This is a genomic window from Streptomyces sp. 378 (genome assembly GCF_030124145.1).
Taxonomy (GTDB): domain Bacteria; phylum Actinomycetota; class Actinomycetes; order Streptomycetales; family Streptomycetaceae; genus Streptomyces.
In genome coordinates, this window is the sequence record NZ_JASKMS010000010.1 from 111,136 (window position 1) to 131,917 (window position 20,782).

Below are 20,782 nucleotides of genomic sequence, written 5' to 3' on the forward strand. Positions count from 1 at the left end.
CGGGAGGCGTCCTCGCCGGACCAGCCGGTACGGGCGCCGACCGCGTCGAGCCGGACGGTTGTGCCCGGGCGCCGGCGCGGCCGTCAGCGCCTGCGCGGTCCGCCTGCTCCGCGTCGCCGACGCCCCGCCGAGGGGCCACCACCGGGCCATCCGCTCCTGCCCGCCTCGCGGGGGACCGTGACGCTCCCCACCCCGGTGGCGGCCCGGCCGCTCACCCCAGTGCCTTCTCCAGCGCCGCGAGCGCCCCCCGCAGCTCCTCGGCCGTGATGGTGAGCGGCGGGGCCAGGCGGATCGTCGAGCCGTGGGTGTCCTTCGCCAGGATTCCCTCCCGCATGAGCCGCTCGCTGATCTCGCGGCCCGTGCCGAGCGCGGGGTCGACGTCCACGCCCGCCCACAACCCGCGCGAGCGGAAGCCGACCACGCCCTTGCCGACCAGCCCCGTCAGTCCGTCGCGCAGGATCACGCCCAGCTCGGCCGCCCGGCGCTGGAACTCGCCCGTCTCCAGCAGTTCCACCACCGCCGTACCGACCGCCGCCGCCAGGGGATTGCCGCCGAACGTCGAGCCGTGTTCCCCGGGATGCAGCACCCCGAGCACCTCCCGGCGCCCGACCACCGCCGACACCGGCACGATCCCGCCCCCCAGCGCCTTGCCCAGCAGCAGCACGTCCGGCACCACCGGCTCGTGCTCGACCGCCAGTGTGCGGCCCGTGCGGCCGAGCCCGGACTGGATCTCGTCCGCGATGAACAGGCACCCCTTGCGGCGGGTCAGCTCCCGCACGCCCGCCAGATAGCCGTCCTCGGGGATGATCACCCCCGCCTCGCCCTGGATCGGCTCGATCAGCACCGCCGCCGTCGTCTCGTCGACCGCCGCCTCCATCGCGGCCAGGTCGTTGTAGGGCACCACCCGGAAGCCGGGCGTGAACGGCCCGAAGCCCGCCCGGGCCGTCTCGTCCGTGGAGAAGCTGACGATCGTCGTGGTACGTCCGTGGAAGTTGTCCGCCGCGACCACGATCGTCGCCCGGTCGGCCGGTACGCCCTTGACGTCGTAGGCCCACTTGCGGGCCACCTTCACCCCGCTCTCCACCGCCTCCGCACCGGTGTTCATGGGCAGCACCATGTCCATGCCGGTCAGCGCGGCCAGCCGCTCCGCGAACCCGGCGAGCCGGTCGTTGTGGAAGGCGCGCGAGGTGAGCGTCAGCCGGTCGAGCTGGCGGTGGGCCGCCTCGATCAGCGCCGGGTGCCGGTGGCCGAAGTTGAGCGCCGAGTAGCCGGCCAGCATGTCCAGGTAGCGTCGGCCCTCGACGTCCTCCACCCAGGTGCCCTCGGCGCGGGCCACGACGACGGGCAGCGGATGGTAGTTGTGCGCGAGGACCGGCTCCTCGGCGCGGATCAGCTCCTCGGAGCCCCGCGTGCCCTGCGAGCCCTGGGTACGGACGGGTGCGGTCATGGGCGGTTCTCCCGGATCTCCTGGGTGCAGCACTTGATGCCGCCACCGGCCTTCTGGAACTCGGACAGGTCGACGGGGACGGGGACGTAGCCGCGGCCGGAAAGCTGCTCGGCCAGGGCCGTCGCCCCGGGTGAGATGAACACATGGCGCCCGTCGGAGACGGAGTTGAGCCCGAACGCCATCGCATCCTCGCGGGTGGCGAGCACCGCGTCCGGGTACAGCCGGGCCAGCACCTCGCGGCTGCCCGGCGAGAACGCCTCGGGGTAGTACACGATGTTCTCCTCGTCGAGGACGAACAGTGCCGTGTCCAGATGGTAGAAGTACGGATCCACCAGCGTCAGGCTGATCACCGGCGTCCCGAAGTACTCCTGCACCTCGCTGTGGGCCTCCCGGGTCGTACGGAAGCCCGTCCCGGCCAGGATCCAGCGGCCGGCCGGCACCAGGTCGCCCTCGCCCTCGCAGACCGACTCGGGGTGATAGACCTCGTAGCCCGCCGCCTTGAACCACGCCTCGTACGGCACGGACTCCGGACGGCGCTCGGGCGCGTGGAAGAGGGAGCCGAAGACGCGGCCGTCGACCACGACCGCCGCGTTGGCGGCGAAGACCATGTCGGGCAGACCGGGAACGGGTTTCACAGTGTCCACGGTATGGCCGTGCGCGCGGTAGGCGTCGACCAGCGCCTGCCACTGGTCCACGGCGCGGAGGACGTCGACGGGTTCGTCGGGGCGCATCCACGGGTTGATCGCGTACTGCACGGCGAAATGTCTGGGTTCGCAGACGAGGTAGCGCCGCCGGCGCGGCACACGGGAGTCGGGCACAGAGGGGTCCCTCCGCTTCCTCACGGTGTGTGACTGGTGGTTGACACAACGGTAGGAACTGGCGAAGGTGCCCGACAAGCGACAATGGTTGCGTGTTCGCGCAGGAACGCTGCGTCTTCAGCCCGCTCAGCGCACGTCTGATGCGCCGCCCCGGCCCTCCTCGGGCGCCGGATGGGTTGCTCCCGCCTCCGGGCTCTCGGGGAGCAGATGGGACAGCACCATCACACTGATCGTCTTCCGGATGAACGGCTCCTGCCGGATCCGCTCCAGCACCTCCTCGAAGTGCTCCACGTCCCGCGCCCGCACGTGCAGCAGCGCGTCCGCGCCGCCGGTCACGGTCATCCCCGCGGTGATCTCCGGGTAGTCACGCACGACCTCGGCCAGCCGCCGCGGCGGGGCGGCGCCCTCGCAGTACACCTCGACGTAGGCCTCCGTGCGCCAGCCCAGCGCCGACGGCTTCACCGTGGCCGTGAACCCGGTGATCACGCCCGTCTCGCGCAGCCGGTCGACCCGCCGCTTGACCGCCGTGGCCGACAGGCCGATCGCCGTGCCGATCTCGGCGAACGACGTCCTGGCGTTCGCCATCAACGCCGTGATGATCTTCCGGTCGAGTTCGTCGAACGCCGAGGACGACCTGCTGTTCATGCGGGCACTGTATCCACGTGTCCGGACAGCGGGGATCCCCCCTACACTCCGGGTTCATGCTGCGCGCCCTGGCTGTCGACGACGAACGCCCCTCCCTGGAGGAGCTGCTCTACCTCCTGCGGGCCGATCCCCGGATCGGCAGCGCGGAGGGCGCCGGTGACGCCACCGAGGCGCTGCGCCGCATGAACCGCGCCCTGGAGTCCGGGCCGGACGGTCCGGAGGCCATCGACGTCGTCTTCCTCGACATCCAGATGCCCGGCCTCGACGGCCTCGACCTCGCCCGGCTGCTCACCGGCTTCGCCCGGCCGCCGCTCGTCGTGTTCGTCACGGCCCACGAGGACTTCGCCGTGCAGGCATTCGACCTCAAGGCCGTGGACTACGTCCTCAAACCGGTCCGCAAGGAGCGGCTCGCCGAGGCCGTCCGCCGGGCCGCCGAGCTGCGCGGCGCCGCCCCGCGCATCCCCGTGCACGAACCCGACCCGGACCACGTACCCGTCGAGCTCGGCGGCGTGACCCGCTTCGTCGCCGTCGACGACATCACCCATGTCGAGGCCCAGGGCGACTACGCCCGCCTGCACACCGACAAGGGCAGCCATCTGGTGCGCATCCCGCTGTCCACCCTGGAGGAGCGCTGGCGCACCCGCGGCTTCGTCCGCATCCACCGCCGCCACCTCGTCGCCCTGCGCCACATCGGCGAACTCCGCCTCGACGCGGGCACCGTCAGCGTCCTCGTCGGCTCCGAGGAACTCCAGGTCAGCCGCCGCCACACGCGCGAACTGCGCGACCTGCTCATGAGGAGGCCGTGACAGTGCCCCAGGACCACACCGAACGCCGCGTCGTCGTCACCGGACCGCCCCGGCAGACCGGCCGAGCGGCCTCCGGCTACTACCGCCCGCGCACCGAGATCGACGAGCAGACCACCCTCGGCCACACCTACGTCCGCTCCCTGATGCGCACCCAACTGCGCGCCGCGCTCACTGTGTTCGCCGTCCTCGGCCTGCTCGTCGGCCCGCTGCCGCTGCTCTTCGCGGCGATGCCCGACGCCCGCCGCCTGGAATGGGCCGTCCTCGGCTTCGGCCTCTACGCCCCCCTCGTCCTGCTCGCCCGCTGGTACGTCCGCCGCGCCGAACGCAACGAACGCGACTTCGTACGCCTCGTCGAAGACCGCTGAACCCCCCGATGAACTCCAGCTACGCCATCGCCGCCGTCGCCCTCGTCGTGGTCGCGACGGTCCTCGTCGGCGCCTTCGGCCTGCGCATCTCCCGCACCACCTCCGACTTCTACGTCGCCTCGCGCACCGTCGGTCCCCGCCTCAACGCCGCCGCCATCAGCGGGGAGTACCTCTCCGCCGCCTCCTTCCTGGGCATAGCGGGCCTGGTCCTGGTCCAGGGCCCCGACATGCTCTGGTACCCGGTCGGCTACACCGCCGGCTATCTGGTCCTGCTGCTGTTCGTCGCCGCCCCGCTGCGCCGCTCCGGCGCCTACACCCTCCCCGACTTCGCCGAGGCCCGCCTCGCCTCCCAGGCCGTGCGGCGCCTGGCCGGTGCCTTCGTCGTCGGCGTCGGCTGGCTGTACCTGCTGCCCCAGCTCCAGGGCGCCGGACTGACCCTGACCGTGCTGACCGGAGCACCCGACTGGCTCGGCGGAGTGATCGTCGCCGTCGTCGTCACCGCCATCGTCGCCGCCGGCGGCATGCGCAGCATCACCTTCGTCCAGGCCTTCCAGTACTGGCTGAAGCTCACCGCCCTGCTCGTCCCCGCCCTCTTCCTGGTCCTCGCCTGGCAGAGCGACGGCGCCCCCCGGCACGCCTTCGACGAACCGGCCACCTTCCGCGAGCAGCGCGCCGTCCTCGTCGACGACGGCATCGACCTGAAGCTGGACCGCCCCCTGCCGGTCACCGTGACCGGCACCGTCGACGGCCGGACGCACACCGACGCCCGCCTCACACTCCCCGCGGGCACCCACCACATCGAACGCGGCACCCGCCTCACCTTCGCCGCGGGCGCCCCCGTCCCCCGCGCCGGGGGCAGCGGCGGCGGCGACCTGTCCCCGTCCCAGGCCGAGAGCCGTCAGGAACGCCCCCTCTACGCCACGTACGGGCTGATCCTCGCCACGTTCCTCGGCACCATGGGCCTGCCGCACGTCGTGGTCCGCTTCTACACCAGCCCGCACGGCGTCGCCGCCCGCCGCACCACCGTCGCGGTCCTCGGCCTGATCGGCGCCTTCTACCTCCTGCCACCCCTCTACGGCGCCCTCGGCCGCCTCTACGCCCCCGAACTCACCCTCACCGGCGACCCGGACGCCGCCGTCCTCCTGCTGCCCGACCGGATGATCGGCGGAGTGGGCGGCGATCTGCTGGGGGCGCTGGTCGCCGGGGGCGCCTTCGCCGCGTTCCTGTCCACGGCCTCGGGGCTGACCATGGCGGTCGCCGGCGTCCTCACCCAGGACGTCCTGCCGTCCCGGGGCGTGCGGCACTTCCGGCTCGGGACGGTCCTCGCCATGGCCGTGCCCCTGGCGGCGAGCGTCCTGGTCGGCGGGCTGCCGGTCGCCGACGCCGTCGGGCTCGCCTTCGCCGTGTCGGCGTCGTCGTTCTGCCCGCTGCTCGTCCTCGGCATCTGGTGGCGGCGGCTGACCCCGCCCGGCGCCGCCGCCGGGATGCTGGTCGGCGGCGGTTCCGCCCTGCTCGCCGTCGCCGCGACCATGGCGGGTTACCCGGGCGAGGGCGCCGCACTGCACGCCCTGCTCGCCTGGCCCGCGCTGTGGTCGGTGCCGCTGGGCTTCCTCACCATGATCCTGGTGTCCCTGGCCACCCCCGGCCGGGTCCCGCCCGGCACCGGGGCGATCCTGGCCCGGTTCCACCTTCCCGAGGAACTGCGCACGGAGGTGCCGGCATGAGCGGCTTCCTGGCGGGCCTGTGCGTCGCGGTGCTCCCGGTGCTCGCCCTGGGCGTCTGGCTCGGGCGGCGCACCGCCCGGGCCACGAGCCTCGCCGGCCTCGGCACACCCGTCGAGCACGCCACCTTCGAGACCCTGCACACCGCGTCCCTCGCCGCGCCCCCGCTGCGGGCCGGCCTGACCGAGGAGACCGCCCGCAAGTCCGCCCGCAAACTGCGTTCGCTGCTCGGCACGGACGCCCTCTGCCTCACCGACCGCGAGCGGGTCCTGGTCTGGGACGGTGACGGCGACCACCACCGCACCGAGATCATGGAACGCCTCGCGAACTCCCTGGAGACCGGCCGCGGTGAGGCCTTCGAGCTCACCTGCGACAGCCTCGACTGCTCGGTGCGCTGGGCGGTCGTCGCCCCGCTGACCGTCGACGACCGGGTGCACGGCGCTCTGGTCGCCTGTGCGCCCCGCGAGTCGGCCGTCCTGGTCCGGGCCGCCGGCGAGGTCGCCCGCTGGGTCTCGGTCCAGCTGGAACTGGCCGATCTCGACCAGTCCCGCACCCGTCTCATCGAGGCGGAGATCAAGGCGCTGCGGGCGCAGATCTCCCCGCACTTCATCTTCAACTCGCTCGCGGTGATCGCCTCGTTCGTCCGCACCGACCCCGAGCGCGCCCGCGAGCTGCTGCTGGAGTTCGCCGACTTCACCCGCTACTCGTTCCGCCGGCACGGCGACTTCACCACCCTCGCCGAGGAACTCCACGCCATCGACCACTACCTGGCGCTGGTGCGGGCACGCTTCGGCGACCGCCTCTCCGTGACCCTCCAGATAGCGCCGGAGGTGCTGCCGGTGACCCTGCCGTTCCTGTGCCTGCAGCCGCTCGTCGAGAACGCCGTCAAGCACGGCCTGGAGGGCAAGGCCGTGCCCTCGGGCAGGTGCCACATCCAGATCACCGCCCAGGACGCGGGCGCCGAGGCGCTCGTCGTCATCGAGGACGACGGCGCCGGCATGGACCCGGGCCTGCTCCGCCGCATCCTCGCCCGCGAGGTCAGCCCCTCGGGCGGCATCGGCCTCTCCAACGTCGACGACCGGCTCCGCCAGGTCTACGGCGACGACCACGGCCTCGTCATCGAGACCGCCGCTGGCGCGGGCATGAAGATCACGGTCCGGCTCCCGAAGTACCAGCCGGGCGTGCACTCGGCGGCCCGGCTGACCCGGGAGTGAGCCGTCAGGTGCTGCGCGCGGTCACCACCAGTCCCAGGGTGATCAGACCCAGGACGACCCAGCCGAACCACAGCCAGCCGTTGCTCCCGAGCGCCACCGTGTAGGCCGTCACCAGGACCAGCCCCCCCACGGTGATCACTCCCATGGTCTTGGTCGAGTTGGAACCGTTCGTGGAACCGGGCATCGCGACACCCTCCTCATGGTTCGGTTCCTCCATGGTGCCTGGCGCATGCCCGGCGCGCACGGCCCGTACCGGAGTCGGGTTCAGCGCCCCTGCGTGTTCAGCGAGGCCAGATAGGCGTTGTACGCCTCGAGTTCCTTGTCCCCGTCGCGGTCGGCGGCCCGGTCCGTGCGCCTGGCCTGCCGCTGGTCCGAGGCGTACCACTGGAACAGCAGGGCGACCAGCACCAGCACGGACGGGATCTCGCTGAACGCCCAGGCGATGCCGCCCGCCGCGTTCTGGTCGGAGAGCGCCTCGATACCGAGCGAGGCGGGCGGGTTCTCGAACGTCTCGATCATCGGCGCGGACGCCATCATCAACGCGATCCCGAAGAACGCGTGGAACGGCATGCCCGCGAACAGCTCCAGCATCCGCATCAGGTAACCCGGGCGGTGCGGGCCCGGGTCCACGCCCATGATCGGCCAGAAGAACACCAGGCCCACGGCGAGGAAGTGCACCATCATCGCGATGTGCCCCACCTTGGAACCCATCAGCGTGTCGAAGAGGGGCGTGAAGTACAGCCCGTACAGGCTCGCGATGAACAGCGGGATCGTGAACGCCGGGTGCGTGATGATCCGCATGTACCGGCTGTGCAGGAACATCAGCAGCAGCTCACGCGGCCCCTTGCGGCCCCGGCCCGCGGTCGGCAGCGCCCGCAGTGCCAGGGTGATCGGCGCCCCGAGCAGGATGAGGATGGGCGACACCATGCTGATGACCATGTGCTGCACCATGTGCACACTGAACATGACCATGCCGTAGTCGTTCAGCTGGGTGCACATCATGAGCATGATGGTCAGCACACCCAGGACGTAGGCGACCGTCCGCCCCACGGGCCAGCTGTCCCCGCGCCGGACGAGCCGCACGACACCCCACCCGTACAGGGCCAGCCCGGCCAGGCAGGCGACGAGGAAGAACGGGTCCGCCGACCACTCCAGCCCTCGTCCCAGCGTGAACGGCGGCAGATCCATGGTCATGCCGTGCCCGCTGTGATCCATCCGCCGGCTCCTGTTTCGTGGGGGTGTGCAGCCATCTGTCCGCCCCAAGACTAGAACCGCCCCCGGTCGTCATTGCGACCGGGGGCGGTACGACGTCTCAGGGGCGCGGGGCCGGGTTCGACACGCGGCACCGCCGCGCGGCGCGACAGGCCACGAACGGCCCGTACCCGGCCGACTCCAGCGATCTCAGAGCACGCACTCCGCCTCTTCGTACCGGTTCTCCGGCACGGTCTTCAGCGTCTTCACGGCCTCGGCGAGCGGCACCATCACGATGTCGGTGCCCCGCAGCGCGGTCATGTGCCCGAACTCACCGCGGTGCACGGCCTCCACGGCGTGCCACCCGAACCGCGTCGCCAGCACCCGGTCGTAGGCGGTCGGCGTACCGCCGCGCTGCACATGTCCGAGGATCACCGGCCGGGCTTCCTTCCCGAGCCGCCCCTCCAGCTCCACCGACAGCTGCCGGGCGATCCCGGCGAACCGCTCGTGCCCGTAGATGTCCTTGCCGCCCTCGTCGAACTCCATGGTCCCGGGCTTGGGCTTGGCCCCTTCCGCCGCCACGACGATGGCGAAGCGCTTGCCCGCCTCGAACCGCTCACCCACCTTGCGGGTCAGTTCGTCGACGTCGAAGGGCCGCTCGGGGACGACGATGGCGTGCGCGCCGGCGGCCATGCCGGAGTGCAGCGCGATCCAGCCGGTGTGCCGGCCCATGACCTCGACCACCAGGACCCGCTGGTGGGACTCGGCGGTGGTCTTCAGCCGGTCCAGGGCCTCGGTCGCCACGCCCACGGCCGTGTCGAAGCCGAAGGTGACGTCGGTGACCGCGATGTCGTTGTCGATGGTCTTCGGCACACCCACGACGGGCAGGCCGCTGTCCGACATCAGCCGCGCGGCCTTGAGCGTGCCCTCGCCGCCGATCGGGATGATCGCGTCGAGGTCGAGCTCCTCGACATGGCCCCTGGCCCGCTCCACACCGTCCCGCAGATGGGAGGGCTGGACCCGGGAGGACCCGAGAATCGTGCCGCCGCGGGCGAGGATGCCACCCACCGCGTCGAGGTCGAGCTTGAGGTAGTCGCACTCCAGGAGGCCCTTCCAGCCGTCCCGGAAGCCGATGACCTCGTCGCCGTGGTCGACGACGGCGCGGTGCACGACGGACCGGATGACGGCGTTCAGGCCGGGGCAGTCGCCGCCGGACGTGAGGACACCAATGCGCATAGCCCGAATACCTTCTCCACGTGGGCCGGGTCCGGACCACGTTGTCCGGCTCGAATCCCCGCCACCCTAGCGGCATCCAGGGCCCGGACCGAAGCACGCGTCCGCCTGCTGGACGACCCCGCTCACCTGTGCGGATGTGCCGTCAGACGGGCTGTTGACCAGCAGGTTGACGCGTCCTTCGGACACGCTGCGGCGCAGCGCTCACGCAGGCTGCTGAGCAGCGGCGATGCGCTCGTTGCGGAGTGCCTCGTACCAGCGGTCGTCGGTCGGGGGCAGCGCGTTGACGTCGAGGGCCAGCTTCAGCATCAGGTCCGCGATCAGCGGGTTGCGCGCGAGCACCGGCCCGTGCATGTACGTGCCGAAGACGGTGTCGTTGTACGCGCCCTCCGTGCCGTCGCCCGTGCCGTTGCCGTTGCCGAAGCGCACCCGGGCGAGGGGGCGGGCGGTGGGGCCGAGGTGGGTGACGCCCTGGTGGTTCTCGAAGCCGGTCAGCGGGGGCAGGCCGAGCCGGGCGTCGACGTCGCCCAGCACGTCACCGACGCAGCGGGCGCCCTCGCCGCGCGTCGACACCACGTCCAGCAGACCGAGGCCGGGCTCGCGCTGGCCGAGGTCGTTGATGAACTCGTGGCCCAGGATCTGGTAGCCGGCGCACACGGAGAACACGATGGCGCCGTTCTCCACGGCCCGGGTCAGCCCGCCGTCCCGGCGCAGCCGCTCGGCGGCGAGCCGCTGCGGACGGTCCTCACCGCCGCCGATCAGGTAGATGTCGCCGGAGGTCGGGATCGGCTGGTCGCTGCGCACGTCCAGCCGGGCCACGTCCAGGCCGCGCTGCTGGGCCCGGCGTTCGACGACGAGGACGTTGCCCTGGTCGCCGTAGGTGCTGAGCAGGTCGGGATAGATCCAGACGATGCGCAGTTGGTTGTCGCTCACAAAAGTCCCCTGACGTCTCGTGCTCAGTTGCCGACGCGGCGCCGGAGGTCCTGGAACGCCGTGTAGTTGGCGATGACCTCGATCCGGCCCGGCGGGCAGGCGGCCACGGCCTGGTCGAGGTTGTCGTAGACCTGGAAGTGCTGGTCGGCGACCTCCAGGCGCACCGCCAGGTCCAGGCGCCGGTCGCCGACCACGCAGATCGGGTGGCCGGTCAGGCGCGTGTAGTCGACGTCCCACAGCCAGGAGGTGTCGGTGCCGTCGGCGCCGCGGGCGTTCACGGAGAGGATGACCGGGGTGGGCGGCGGGTCGATCAGGGAGAACGTCTCCAGCCAGCCGGCCGGGTTCTTCGCGAGCAGCAGACGCAGGTCGCGGCCCTGGAACTGGACGACGTCGTAGCGCCCGGCCACCGCCTGCACCTGGTACATGCGCTCCAGCGCGACCTGCGGCGGCACCCCGAACACGGCGGCGACGGCGGCCGAGGAGGCGGCGTTGGCCTTGTTGGCGCGGCCGGGCAGCTGGAGGTGGATCGGCCAGGCCGAGCCGTGCGGGTCCAGGACGTGGTCGCCGGAGAGCGCCCAGCTCGGCGTCGGACGGCGGAAGCCGCACTCGCCGCAGAACCAGTCGTCGCCCGGGCGCTGCATCACGCCACCGCACGACGGGCAGGACCAGGCGTCGTCCTTCCACATCTGCCCGGCCGCGACCCAGATCACATTGGGGGAGGAGGACGCCGCCCACACCACCAGCGGGTCGTCGCAGTTGGCCACGACCACGGCCTTGGAACCCGCGAGCCCCTCCCGCCAGTTCTCGGCGAGCATGCGGGTCTCGGCGGCGCGGTCGAGCTGGTCGCGCGAGAGGTTGAGCAGGGCGATGCACTTCGGGGCGGTGTCCCGGGCGACACCGGCGAGGTACTTCTCGTCGACCTCGATGACGCCGTAGCGGGCGTCCGAGCTGCCGGCGAGGGCCGAGGTGATGCCGGCCGGCATGTTGGCACCGAGCGCGTTGGAGACGACCGGTCCCGCCGCGCGCAGGGCCTCGGCGATGAGCCGGGTGGTGGTGGTCTTGCCGTTCGTCGCGGAGACCAGGATCACGTCCAGGTGCTGCGCGAGCCGGGCGAGGAGGTCGGGGTCGAGTTTGAGCGCGACCCGGCCGCCGATCACCGAACCGCTGCCGCGTCCTGCGGCGCGCGATGCCGCCGCGACCGCCTTGCCCGCGGTCACGGCCAGCTTGGCCCGCGGCGAGAGCGGGTCCGAGTTGCCTGCCATCAGTTCTCGATCCTCCTTGCGTACGCGCCGCGCCCTGAAGCCTGACGGCCACGTGGTGTGGACCTCAGCCTATCGAGATCCGTTCGCACTCCCGAACCGCGGCACTGTGGCGAACTCGTGTGGGAGACGCGGACCGACAGGACCTTACTCTTGCCGCCATGCGACACAGCTCCCTGCCCGGCACCCACGGCCGCGTGAGACCCCTCACCCTGCACGGCGATCCGCTCCTGCACTCGCCCTGCGCGGAGGTCACCGACTTCGGTCCCGAACTGGCCCATCTCGTCGAGGACTTGTTCGCCACCATGTACGCGGCCCAGGGCGTCGGGCTCGCCGCCAACCAGGTCGGCGAGCCGCTGCGGGTCTTCGTCTACGACTGCCCGGACGACGAGGACGTCCGCCATGTGGGCCATGTGATCAACCCGCGGCTGACCGAAAAGGACGGTGTGGTGATCCGGGGCCCGGAGGGCTGTCTGTCCCTGCCCGGCCTGGAGGCGGGCACGGAACGGTACGACCACGTGGTCGTCGAGGGCTTCACGGTGACCGGAGAGCCGGTCACCGTCCACGGCACGGGGTTCTTCGCGCGCTGCCTCCAGCACGAGTGCGACCACCTGGAGGGCCGCGTCTACGCCGACCACCTCAAGGGCTGGCGCCACCGCAGGCTGATGCGCCAGGTGTCCCGGGCTTCTTGGCGCCGGTGAGGCCGATCTGCCTTTTCCAGGGCGCGGGGAACTGCGCGACCAGCCCCCACCGGCCCGCACACGACTCGCGAGGGTCAGAACCCGGGACCTCCCACCCGATCTCCCGCAGCCGCGAGCCGCCCCCACAGAAGATCAGCCAGACTCCGCACCAACTCCGCACGAGAACAGGGCCGTTCCCCCAGCCACCAGTCCCCGGCGGCATGCATCATGCCGACGATCCCGTGCCCCCACACCCGAGCCAGTCGCTGCCCGCCCGGGCCGAGGTCCAGCCGCTCCTCGATGACCTGCGCCAGCTCCTCGCCCATCCGCCGCAGCAACGGCGCGCTGTGCTTGCCGACATCGAAGCCCTGATCCCCCTGCTGGCTCCCGTCCGACGGGTGCATCAGGAACCGGTACACCTGGGGCCGCGCCTCGATCGCCGCGAGGTAGGTGTCCAACGTCGCCTCGACCCGCTCCCGTCGGTCCGCCGGCGCGTCCAGCGCCGCCCGCAGCGAGTCCAGCAGCGCGTCGGTGTGCCGTTTGGCAAGGGCCGCGTAAAGTCCGCCCTTGTCACCGAAGTGCCGGTAGAGGATCGGCTTGGTGATGCCGGCCTCCGCCGCGATCGCGTTCATCGAGGCCTGCGGGCCGTCGCGCAGCACCACCCGGTCGGCGGCTTCCAGCAGCTCACGCCGACGGCGGTCGGCGGACCGTTGCTGATCGGTCCGCTGCGTGGTGTCCATGTGCTCTCCCCACCCGTGCTGTTTCGCTGACGCCTGCGCAAACTAACACTGAAGCATGCGCGGGAGACCGGACGGGTGCCGACCGGTCGGTAGGAGTTGACTTCGACTACCCGTCGGTAACAGACTGATGTTACCGCAAGTAACATGCACGTGTGCCGCTGGAGGGGACGACATGGCCGAGTTCACCATGGAGCTCAACGACGAACAGAAGGAGGTCCGGGACTGGCTGCACGGCTTCGCGGCCGATGTGATCCGCCCCGCGGCCGCCGAATGGGACGAGCGTGAGGAGACTCCCTGGCCGGTCATCCAGGAGGCCGCCAAGGTCGGCATCTACTCCCTGGACTTCTACGCCCAGCAGTACTTCGACCCCACCGGTCTCGGCATCCCCATGGCCATGGAGGAGCTGTTCTGGGGCGACGCGGGCATAGCCCTCTCCATCGTCGGCACCGGTCTCGCCGCGGTCGGCGTCCTCGCCAACGGCACCGAGGAGCAGATCGGCACCTGGATCCCCCAGATGTACGGCGACGCCGACGATGTCAAGGTCGCCGCGTTCTGCTCCTCCGAGCCCGACGCCGGCTCGGACGTCGCCTCCATGCGCACCCGCGCCGTGTACGACGAGGCCAAGGACGAGTGGGTGCTCAACGGCACCAAGACCTGGGCGACCAACGGCGGCATCGCCAACGTCCACGTCGTCGTCGCGGTCGTCGACCCCGAGCTCGGCTCCAAGGGGCACGCCTCCTTCATCGTCCCGCCGGGGACGCCGGGGCTGGCTCAGGGCCAGAAGTTCAAGAAGCACGGCATCCGCGCCTCGCACACCGCCGAGGTGATCCTCGACAACGTGCGCGTCCCCGGCTCCTGCCTGCTCGGCGGCAAGGAGAAGCTGGACGAGCGGCTGGCCCGCGCACGGGAGAAGGCCCAGCAGGGCGGGAGGGTGAAGAACGCGGCGATGGCCACGTTCGAGGCCTCGCGTCCCGCGGTCGGCGCCATGGCGGTCGGCACCGCCCGCGCCGCCTACGAGGTCGCCCTCGACTACGCCGTTACGCGCGAGCAGTTCGGGCGCCCGATCATCGACAACCAGGGCGTCGCCTTCCAGCTCGCGGACATGCGGACGTCCATCGACGCGGCCCGCCTGCTGGTGTGGCGCGCGTCCTGGATGGCGGTCAACGGCAAGCCGTTCACCGCTGCCGAGGGCTCGATGTCCAAGCTGTTCGCGAGCGAGACGGCCAAGAGCGTCACGGCCCGGGCCATCCAGATCCTCGGCGGCAACGGCTACACCCGCGAGTACCCCGTCGAGCGGATGCACCGCGACGCGGCCATCTACACCATCTTCGAGGGCACGAGCGAGATCCAGCGGCTGGTCATCGCCCGGACCCTGGCCGGGGTGCCCATCCGCTAACGGTGTCTCAGCGGCGTCAGCTGCTCGATGTCGTACCGCGCCCGCAGCTCCTGGATCGCGGAGTGGTCCGGCGGGCCCCCGGCGCCGAGGATCTCCAGCAGTTCCTCGAAATACCGCTCGTGATCCGGCGGCGGACTCGCCTGGAAGAACACCTTCGCGGGCTCCTCCGTCGGGTTGGCGAAGGCGTGCGGGCACCCCGGGGGCACGACGATCACCGTTCCCGGTGTCGCCCGTACCACCCGGTTGCCCGAACGGGACTCCCACTGCTGCCAGCGGTCGGGAGTGCGGACCCGAGGCTCGAAGGCGAGGACGTCCAGCTCGCCCTCGAGGACGTAGAACAACTCCTCGCTGCGGGTGTGCACATGGGCGCCCACGTCGAAGCCCGGGGGCACGACCACCTCGAAGGTGGAGGCCGCCCGGGAATGCGTGCCGGTCACCTTGAACGTGACGTGCTGGGCGGGGGCCGCCATCACCCGGCCGTGCCCCGGGGGGACGAGCAGCCCTTCCGTCGCCGTCATCGCCCGCTCACCGCGTCACGGGCAGGGGGCGGGATCCCGGTGATCGTGTCTCCGTGATCGTCTCCTCGCTCATGTCACCTCGCCTCGTCCCCGCTGTGCCAGCGCGCCAGGGCCATCTCGGCGGTGATACCGGGTCCGAACCCCGCGAGCAGCCCGCGGGCCCGGTCCCCGGGGCCGCCCTCGTCGAACAGCCGGCGCAGCGCGTCCAGGACGACGGCGCTGGCGATGTTGCCGTACTCGGTGAGCGTGGCCCGGCTGAAGCGGAAGGCGTGCGGGTCGACGCGCAGGAAGGTGCTGAGGTCGTCGAGGATGCGGGGCCCACCCGCGTGCACGATGTAGAAGTCCAGGTCGGAGGCGTCCCATCCCTGGTCGCCCGCCAGGTCCCGCAGCACCGGGGCGAGCGGCTCCATCGTGCCCGGCACGCGCTTGTCGAGCAGGAAGTGGAAGCCGGTTTCCCGGACGTCGTACATGATCCACTCCTCGGTCTTGGGGATCAGGTACGAGCCGTTGCGCTCCAGGAGGACTCCCTCGCCGCCGCGGCCGCGGACCACGGCGGCGGCCACGCCGTCACCGAACAGGCCGTTCGACAGCAGGGAGCCGACACCGATGTCGGTCGGCTGGTAGCACAGCGAGCAGAACTCGCAGGCCACGATCAGCGCGTTGGCGTCGGGGTACGCCGTGCAGAAGTCGTGGGCCCGGTTGACGGCCGCGCCGCCGGCCGCACATCCCAGCTGGGCGATCGGCAGCTGACGGGTGGTCGGGTCGAATCCCATCTCGTTGATGAGCCACGCCGTGAGCGAGGGCATCATGAAGCCCGTGCACGACACGTAGACGAGCAGATCCACCTCGGTGGCGAGCAGTTCCGCGTCGTCCAGTGCCCGCTGGACGACCGCGGGCACCCGGGCCTTCGCCTCGGCCTCGTAGAGCTTGTTGCGGTCCGCGAATCCGGGGTGTCTCAGCGTTTCCTCGATGGGCTGGACGATGTGCCGTGTGCGCACACCGGTGTTCTCGATCAGGCGGAGGGCCAGCGGCAGTTGGGGGTGGTCTGTGTGGCGCCCTCGCGCCAGCTCCAGCGTCTCCTCCATCGTGATCACGTGCTCTGGAACGGACACCGCGGGTCTGCACAAAGTCGCCATGAACCGTGCCTGCTTTCGCCTCCCGGGAGGCCTTCGGTCCGGTCAGAAGGTGCGTCACCTCAAGAGGTGGTCCCCCCACGATCCCCTGCCGGTACACCGACTTCGCGCCGGACTACTCCGTATCGGGCACGCCGTGCCACGCTCGTACCGACACCTCGACGACGGAGGACGCGATGACGCACCCGGCACCGGATCTGCTGAAGAGGACGACCGCGGCCCTCGCCCCGGACCCGCACGCCAACCCGCTGATCCCCCGGATCGCCGACGGCACCGCCACCCGCTCCACCCTCGCCTCGCTGGCCCTGGAACAGACATGGGTGATCCCGGCGGACCGCCGGGCGTTCGAGTTCCTGGCGGCACGCGGCGAAGCGACCGACCCGGAGGCCGCGGCCTTCTTCACGGCCCTGGCCGAGAGCGAGGCCCTGGCGGGTGAGCGACTGACGGCGTTCGCCCGAGCGTGCGGAGTGGACGAGGCGGGGGAGACGTCGTACAAGCCCCTGGCGGGCTGTCAGGCGTACCCCGCGTACGTGGCCTGGCTGGCCCTGAACGCCTCACCGGCAGACGTGGTCCTGGCTCTGACGGCCAACTTCTCGGCGTGGGGCGGCTACTGCGCGACGATCGCGACCGCGCTGCGCGAGCGGTACGGCTTCACCGACGAGGCCTGCGCCTTCTTCGACTTCTTCGCGCAGCCGTCGCCGGAGCCGGACCGACTGGCGACGGCGGCCGTCCAGGCGGCGCTGGACGCCGGGCACCTCGACGAGGAGCGAGCACTCACCTACGGCCGCCTGCTGCAGAACTACGAGGCGATGTTCTGGAACACCTTGAGCCGGGTGCCGTGAGGGGAGCGGGACGCTGTCCGCTGTGCGGCTCCGCCGTGGACGCGACAAGCCCCCAGGCGCCCGCACACCCCACGAACCACACCGCACAAGCCCTCACGCACCCGCCCACGCCACGACTACGTCGCACTCCCACTGCTGTGCGCGATACAGGCCACATCGATACGATCGGCCAGCTTCGCCAGCTCAATGGCCAACTCGGCGACCGTGTCCTCGTCCAGCCCCGATTCCCCGCCCTCCACGAGCCGCACCCACCGACCCCCCACCGTCCGCAGGAGTTTGCTGACGTCCGCGGCAGCCACCTGCAAGGTCCCGCGGTCGTCGACGATCAGAGGCAGAGTCACTTCGCGGTTCACAGACGGGATCGTAGCCCCGCAACACTCACGCACCATGCCAAACAGTGGTGATGTTGCAGAACTCGCGGATTCCGTGCCCGGACAGCTCACGCCCGTACCCGGACCGCTTCACACCGCCGAACGGGAACGCCGGGTGGGACGCCGTCATGCCGTTGAAGAACACCCCGCCGGCCTCCAGGTCGCGCACGAACCGGTCGACCTCACCCTCGTCCCGCGTCCACACGTTGGAACTCAAGCCGAACGGCGAGTCGTTCGCGATCAGCACGGCCTCGTCGAGGTCGGCCGCCCGGTACAGCGTCGCGACCGGCCCGAACGCCTCCTCCCGGTGGATCCGCATCTCGCGGGTGATGCCGGTGAGGATCGTCGGCGTGTAGTACCAGCCCGGCCCGTCCGGCCGTTCGCCACCGCACAGCACCCGGGCCCCGCTGCGGACCGCGTCGTCGACCAGTTCCTCCAGATCACGCAGGCCCTGCTCGCTGGAGAGCGGCCCGACCTCGGTGTCGTCGGACAGGGGGTCGTCGACCTTCAGCGCCTTCATGCCCTCGGCGAACCGCTCGGCGAAGGCGTCGTAGACGTCCGTGTGGACGATGAACCGCTTCGCCGCGATGCAGGACTGCCCGGTGTTCTGCACCCGCGCGGTCACCGCGACCTTCGCTGCCCGGTCGATGTCGGCGGACGGCATCACGACGAACGGGTCGCTGCCGCCCAGCTCCAGCACCGTCTTCTTGATCATCTCCCCGGCGGTGGAGGCGACCGCACGGCCCGCCGGCTCGCTGCCGGTGAGCGTGGCCGCCTTGACCCGCTCGTCGCGCAGGATCTCGTCGACCGCGGCGGAGCCGATCAGCAGCGTCTGGAAGGCGCCCTCGGTGAAGCCCGCCCGGTGGAAGAGGTCCTCCAGGTACAGGGCCGTCTGCGGGACGTTCGAGGCGTGCTTGAGCAGGCCCACGTTGCCCGCCATCAGCGCGGGCGCGGCGAAGCGGACCACCTGCCACAGCGGGAAGTTCCACGGCATGACCGCCAGCACCGGGCCGAGCGGCCGGTAGCGGACCCGTACGCGCGAGGCGCCGGAGTCCTTCACGTCGGCGTCGGCGGGTTCCTCGTCGGCGAGCAGTTCCTCGGCGTGGTCGGCGTACCAGCGCATGGCCTTGGCGCACTTCGCCGCCTCGGCGCGGGCCTGCTGGATCGGCTTGCCCATCTCGGTGGTCATCACCCGGGCGACGTCCTGCTGGTCCTCTTCGAGCAGGTCGGCGGCCCGGTGCAGCAGCCGGGCCCGCTCGGCGAAGGTCGTCGTCCGGTACGTGCGGAACGTCGCCTCCGCGAGCTGGAGCCGGCGCTCGATCTCCTCCTCGCCCATGGCCTCGTACGTCTTGAGCGTCTCGCCGTTCGCCGGGTTCACCGTTGCGATGGGCATGGCTGACCTCCCTCGGAGCGGGCTGTGTCTCGACCTTCCCGCGCGGCGGAGGGGACCGCAACGCGGGAGCGTCTCCTCAGGGCGAGTGCTCCGCCAGGCGGTCGAGAAACGCCGCCTGCGCCGTGACGATCACCGCGCGGGCCCGGTCCGGGCCGAACCACGCCACCCGGTCCAGCTCGGGGAACTCCTGGAGCCGCCCCGACCTCGGGGGCCACTCCATCCGGAAGGTGCCGGGCGCGATCGTCGCCGGGTCGAGGTCCGCCTCGACCGCCCACGCCGTGACGATCTTGCCGTTGGTCTGCCGGACCTCGCCGAGGTCGAGGGCCTCGCCATCGGGCGGGGGGAGCCCCAGCTCCTCCCGGAACTCGCGGCGCGCGGCCTCCCATGCGGGCTCGCCCGGCTCGTACTCGCCCTTGATCACGGTCCACGCCCCGGCGTCGCGCCGGGCGAAGAACGGGCCGCCCATGTGGCCGAGCAGGACTTCGAGGCCGTCGCCGGTGCGGCGGAAGAGCAGCAGGCCGGCGCTGCGCTTCACGGCTTCACTTCCGGGTGCGCGGTCAGGAGTGTCTCCACCGTGTCGGCGTCCTCGGGGCGCTTGTCCTCCCGGTAGCGGATCACGCGGGCGAAGCGCAGGGTGACGCCGGCCGGGTAGCGGGTGGAGCGCTGCAACCCGTCGTAGGCGATCTCGACGACGAGGTCCGGGCGGACGGTCACGACGTGGCCGTTGTCGTCGACGGCGAGCTGCTGGAGCCGTTCGGTCTGCCAGGTGAGCATCGCGTCGGTCATGCCCTTGAAGGTCTTGCCGAGCATGGCGAGGCCACCGTCGGTGGTGCGGGCGCCCAGGTGGAGGTTGGAGAGCTTGCCGGTGCGGCGGCCGTGGCCCCACTCGGCGGCCAGGACCACCAGGTCGAGGGTGTGGACGGGCTTCACCTTCAGCCAGGACGCCCCGCGCCGGCCCGCGCTGTAGGGGGCGTCGAGTGCCTTGGCGACGACGCCCTCGTGGCCGCGCTTCAGGGTCTCGGCGAGGAACTCCTCCGCGGTGGGCGTGTCGTCCGGGCCGGACACCAGCGTGCGCCGTACCCGCATCGGCTCGGGCACCAGGCGGGCCAGCTCGGCGTGCCGCTCGGCGAAGGGCAGGTCCAGCAGGTCCTGGCCGTCCACGGACAGGGCGTCGAAGAACACGGGGGAGACCGGCACCGCGCGGGCGGCCGTCGCCACGTCCGTACGGGAGCCGACGCGCCCGGCGGTCTCCTGGAACGACCGGGGGCGTCCCTCCTCGTCGAAGGAGATCACCTCGCCGTCCAGGATGAACCGCTCGCCCCGCAACCGAAGGGCGGCGGCCGTCACTTCCGGCAGGCGGTCGGTGATGTCGTCGAGGGTGCGGGTGTAGAGCCGAACGGTGCCGCCGTCGCGGTGCACCTGCACGCGGATGCCGTCCAGTTTCTCCTCCACCGCGCAAGGGCCCAGCTTGTCCACCGCCTCGGCCACCGAGGAGGCGCTGTGCGCCAGCATCGGCAGGACCGGGCGGCCGACGGTCAGGCCGAAGCGGTCGAGGGAGGCGGGGCCGTCCGCCAGCAGTGCCTCGGCCACCGCCTGGAGGGACCCCGCGAGCATCACGGCCCTCCGCACGTCGGCGGACGGCGCGCCGGTCGCCTGGGCCAGGCCCTCGACCGCCACCGCGTCCAGCGCGCCCTGCCGGACCTCACCGGTGAGCAGCCCCAGCAGGAACCGCTGCTCGTCCTCGGTGGCCGCGCCCATCAACTCCCCGACCAGCCGGGCCCGTTCCGCCTGGGAGCCGGGGCCGGACACCTTGGCGAGCTCGGACAGCCGGGCGTCCACCTCCCGCACGGTCAGGCCCGGTTCGGCGGCCGGGGCGACCGGGCGGCCGAGCATCTTCCAGCCGACGCCGATCCGGCCCTGCGGCAGCCGCCCGGCCAGATACGGGATCACGATCGGCACGTCGTCGGCCTCGGCGTCCCGGAAGAGCTCCGCGAGCAGGGCCGTCTTGCGGGACCGCGCCGACGTGGCGGCGACCTCCCGGGACACTCGGGCCAGCCGGTGCAGCAGCATGCAGTCA

General features: G+C 71.7%; 22 protein-coding genes. 7 read left to right on the plus strand and 15 right to left on the minus strand.

The annotated features are described in order from the left end of the window. Positions 1-211: 211 nt before the first annotated feature. From rocD to QNO09_RS16265, 3 genes are all read right to left on the minus strand, one after another. Positions 212-1,447, minus strand: a complete 1,236-nt coding sequence (rocD, locus tag QNO09_RS16255; protein ID WP_283970891.1) for an ornithine--oxo-acid transaminase — start codon at positions 1,445-1,447, stop codon at positions 212-214. Then, positions 1,444-2,265 (minus strand): dimethylargininase, encoded by an 822-nt coding sequence (gene ddaH / locus QNO09_RS16260; protein WP_283970892.1) that lies wholly within the window; start codon positions 2,263-2,265, stop codon positions 1,444-1,446. Before ddaH ends, rocD begins: the two co-directional genes overlap by 4 nt. Before the next feature lie 126 nt (positions 2,266-2,391). Then, a complete protein-coding gene (locus tag QNO09_RS16265) occupies positions 2,392-2,910 on the minus strand; it encodes an Lrp/AsnC family transcriptional regulator (protein ID WP_283970893.1) in 519 nt (172 codons plus the stop codon). A 56-nt stretch (positions 2,911-2,966) separates the two neighbouring features. Here QNO09_RS16265 and QNO09_RS16270 point away from each other — a divergent pair, with 56 nt between their 5' ends. From QNO09_RS16270 to QNO09_RS16285, 4 genes are read left to right on the plus strand one after another with little or no spacing between them, the layout of a single operon-like run. Continuing rightward, positions 2,967-3,716, plus strand: a complete 750-nt coding sequence (locus tag QNO09_RS16270; RefSeq protein ID WP_283970894.1) for a LytR/AlgR family response regulator transcription factor — start codon at positions 2,967-2,969, stop codon at positions 3,714-3,716. 2 nt (positions 3,717-3,718) lie between these two features. Further along, a complete protein-coding gene (locus QNO09_RS16275) occupies positions 3,719-4,081 on the plus strand; it encodes a hypothetical protein (protein ID WP_283971011.1) in 363 nt (120 codons plus the stop codon). Positions 4,082-4,089: 8 nt separating this feature from the next. Continuing rightward, positions 4,090-5,805, plus strand: coding sequence for a sodium/solute symporter (locus QNO09_RS16280; RefSeq protein ID WP_283970895.1), 1,716 nt, complete (start codon positions 4,090-4,092; stop codon positions 5,803-5,805). Continuing rightward, positions 5,802-7,016 carry a sensor histidine kinase gene (locus QNO09_RS16285; RefSeq protein ID WP_283970896.1) on the plus strand — a complete coding sequence of 405 codons (1,215 nt, stop codon included), beginning with the start codon at positions 5,802-5,804 and terminating at the stop codon, positions 7,014-7,016. The genes QNO09_RS16280 and QNO09_RS16285 overlap by 4 nt, the downstream gene beginning before the upstream one ends. A gap of 4 nt (positions 7,017-7,020) precedes the next feature. On the opposite strand, the gene QNO09_RS16290 is transcribed toward QNO09_RS16285, so the two are convergent. The 5 genes from QNO09_RS16290 to QNO09_RS16310 form a co-directional block, all read right to left on the minus strand. Next, positions 7,021-7,200: a hypothetical protein gene (locus QNO09_RS16290; RefSeq protein ID WP_283970897.1), complete on the minus strand. Its 180-nt coding sequence runs from the start codon at positions 7,198-7,200 to the stop codon at positions 7,021-7,023. 80 nt (positions 7,201-7,280) lie between these two features. Next, a complete protein-coding gene (locus QNO09_RS16295; protein ID WP_283970898.1) occupies positions 7,281-8,231 on the minus strand; it encodes a cytochrome c oxidase assembly protein in 951 nt (316 codons plus the stop codon). Positions 8,232-8,417: 186 nt separating this feature from the next. Continuing rightward, a complete protein-coding gene (locus QNO09_RS16300) occupies positions 8,418-9,443 on the minus strand; it encodes a 6-phosphofructokinase (protein ID WP_283970899.1) in 1,026 nt (341 codons plus the stop codon). A 201-nt stretch (positions 9,444-9,644) separates the two neighbouring features. After that, entirely contained in the window at positions 9,645-10,373 is a 729-nt protein-coding gene (locus tag QNO09_RS16305; RefSeq protein ID WP_283970900.1) for a type 1 glutamine amidotransferase, read from the minus strand. 23 nt (positions 10,374-10,396) lie between these two features. Continuing rightward, a complete protein-coding gene (locus tag QNO09_RS16310) occupies positions 10,397-11,635 on the minus strand; it encodes a MurT ligase domain-containing protein (protein ID WP_283970901.1) in 1,239 nt (412 codons plus the stop codon). Between the two features lie 158 nt (positions 11,636-11,793). On the opposite strand from QNO09_RS16310, the gene def reads away from it, so the two are divergent. Beyond that, on the plus strand, positions 11,794-12,333 hold the full coding sequence (gene def, locus QNO09_RS16315; protein WP_283970902.1) for a peptide deformylase: 540 nt from the start codon (positions 11,794-11,796) through the stop codon (positions 12,331-12,333). A 74-nt stretch (positions 12,334-12,407) separates the two neighbouring features. On the opposite strand, the gene QNO09_RS16320 is transcribed toward def, so the two are convergent. Then, the gene (locus tag QNO09_RS16320) at positions 12,408-13,052 is read right to left on the minus strand and encodes a TetR/AcrR family transcriptional regulator (RefSeq protein ID WP_283970903.1); all 645 of its coding nucleotides are present in this window, start codon (positions 13,050-13,052) and stop codon (positions 12,408-12,410) included. Between the two features lie 172 nt (positions 13,053-13,224). On the opposite strand from QNO09_RS16320, the gene QNO09_RS16325 reads away from it, so the two are divergent. Further along, a complete protein-coding gene (locus QNO09_RS16325) occupies positions 13,225-14,448 on the plus strand; it encodes an acyl-CoA dehydrogenase family protein (protein WP_283970904.1) in 1,224 nt (407 codons plus the stop codon). Here the strand turns inward: QNO09_RS16325 and QNO09_RS16330 are convergent. Beyond that, positions 14,445-14,966 carry a cupin domain-containing protein gene (locus tag QNO09_RS16330; RefSeq protein ID WP_283970905.1) on the minus strand — a complete coding sequence of 174 codons (522 nt, stop codon included), beginning with the start codon at positions 14,964-14,966 and terminating at the stop codon, positions 14,445-14,447. The genes QNO09_RS16325 and QNO09_RS16330 overlap by 4 nt on opposite strands. Before the next feature lie 74 nt (positions 14,967-15,040). Further along, positions 15,041-16,102: a type III polyketide synthase gene (locus tag QNO09_RS16335; protein ID WP_451521317.1), complete on the minus strand. Its 1,062-nt coding sequence runs from the start codon at positions 16,100-16,102 to the stop codon at positions 15,041-15,043. A gap of 173 nt (positions 16,103-16,275) precedes the next feature. Here QNO09_RS16335 and QNO09_RS16340 point away from each other — a divergent pair, with 173 nt between their 5' ends. Beyond that, positions 16,276-16,941, plus strand: coding sequence for a thiaminase II/PqqC family protein (locus tag QNO09_RS16340; protein WP_283970906.1), 666 nt, complete (start codon positions 16,276-16,278; stop codon positions 16,939-16,941). A gap of 116 nt (positions 16,942-17,057) precedes the next feature. Here QNO09_RS16340 and QNO09_RS16345 read toward each other — a convergent pair whose 3' ends face one another. From QNO09_RS16345 to QNO09_RS16360, 4 genes are all read right to left on the minus strand, one after another. Further along, positions 17,058-17,294 (minus strand): DUF6213 family protein, encoded by a 237-nt coding sequence (locus tag QNO09_RS16345; protein ID WP_283970907.1) that lies wholly within the window; start codon positions 17,292-17,294, stop codon positions 17,058-17,060. A 25-nt stretch (positions 17,295-17,319) separates the two neighbouring features. Beyond that, the gene (locus tag QNO09_RS16350) at positions 17,320-18,705 is read right to left on the minus strand and encodes an NADP-dependent succinic semialdehyde dehydrogenase (protein WP_283970908.1); all 1,386 of its coding nucleotides are present in this window, start codon (positions 18,703-18,705) and stop codon (positions 17,320-17,322) included. Positions 18,706-18,781: 76 nt separating this feature from the next. Further along, complete coding sequence (locus tag QNO09_RS16355; protein ID WP_283970909.1) at positions 18,782-19,240, minus strand: NUDIX hydrolase; 459 nt, start codon at positions 19,238-19,240, stop codon at positions 18,782-18,784. Then, on the minus strand, positions 19,237-20,775 hold the full coding sequence (locus tag QNO09_RS16360) for an ATP-dependent DNA ligase (protein ID WP_283970910.1): 1,539 nt from the start codon (positions 20,773-20,775) through the stop codon (positions 19,237-19,239). Before QNO09_RS16360 ends, QNO09_RS16355 begins: the two co-directional genes overlap by 4 nt. Positions 20,776-20,782 lie beyond the last annotated feature (7 nt).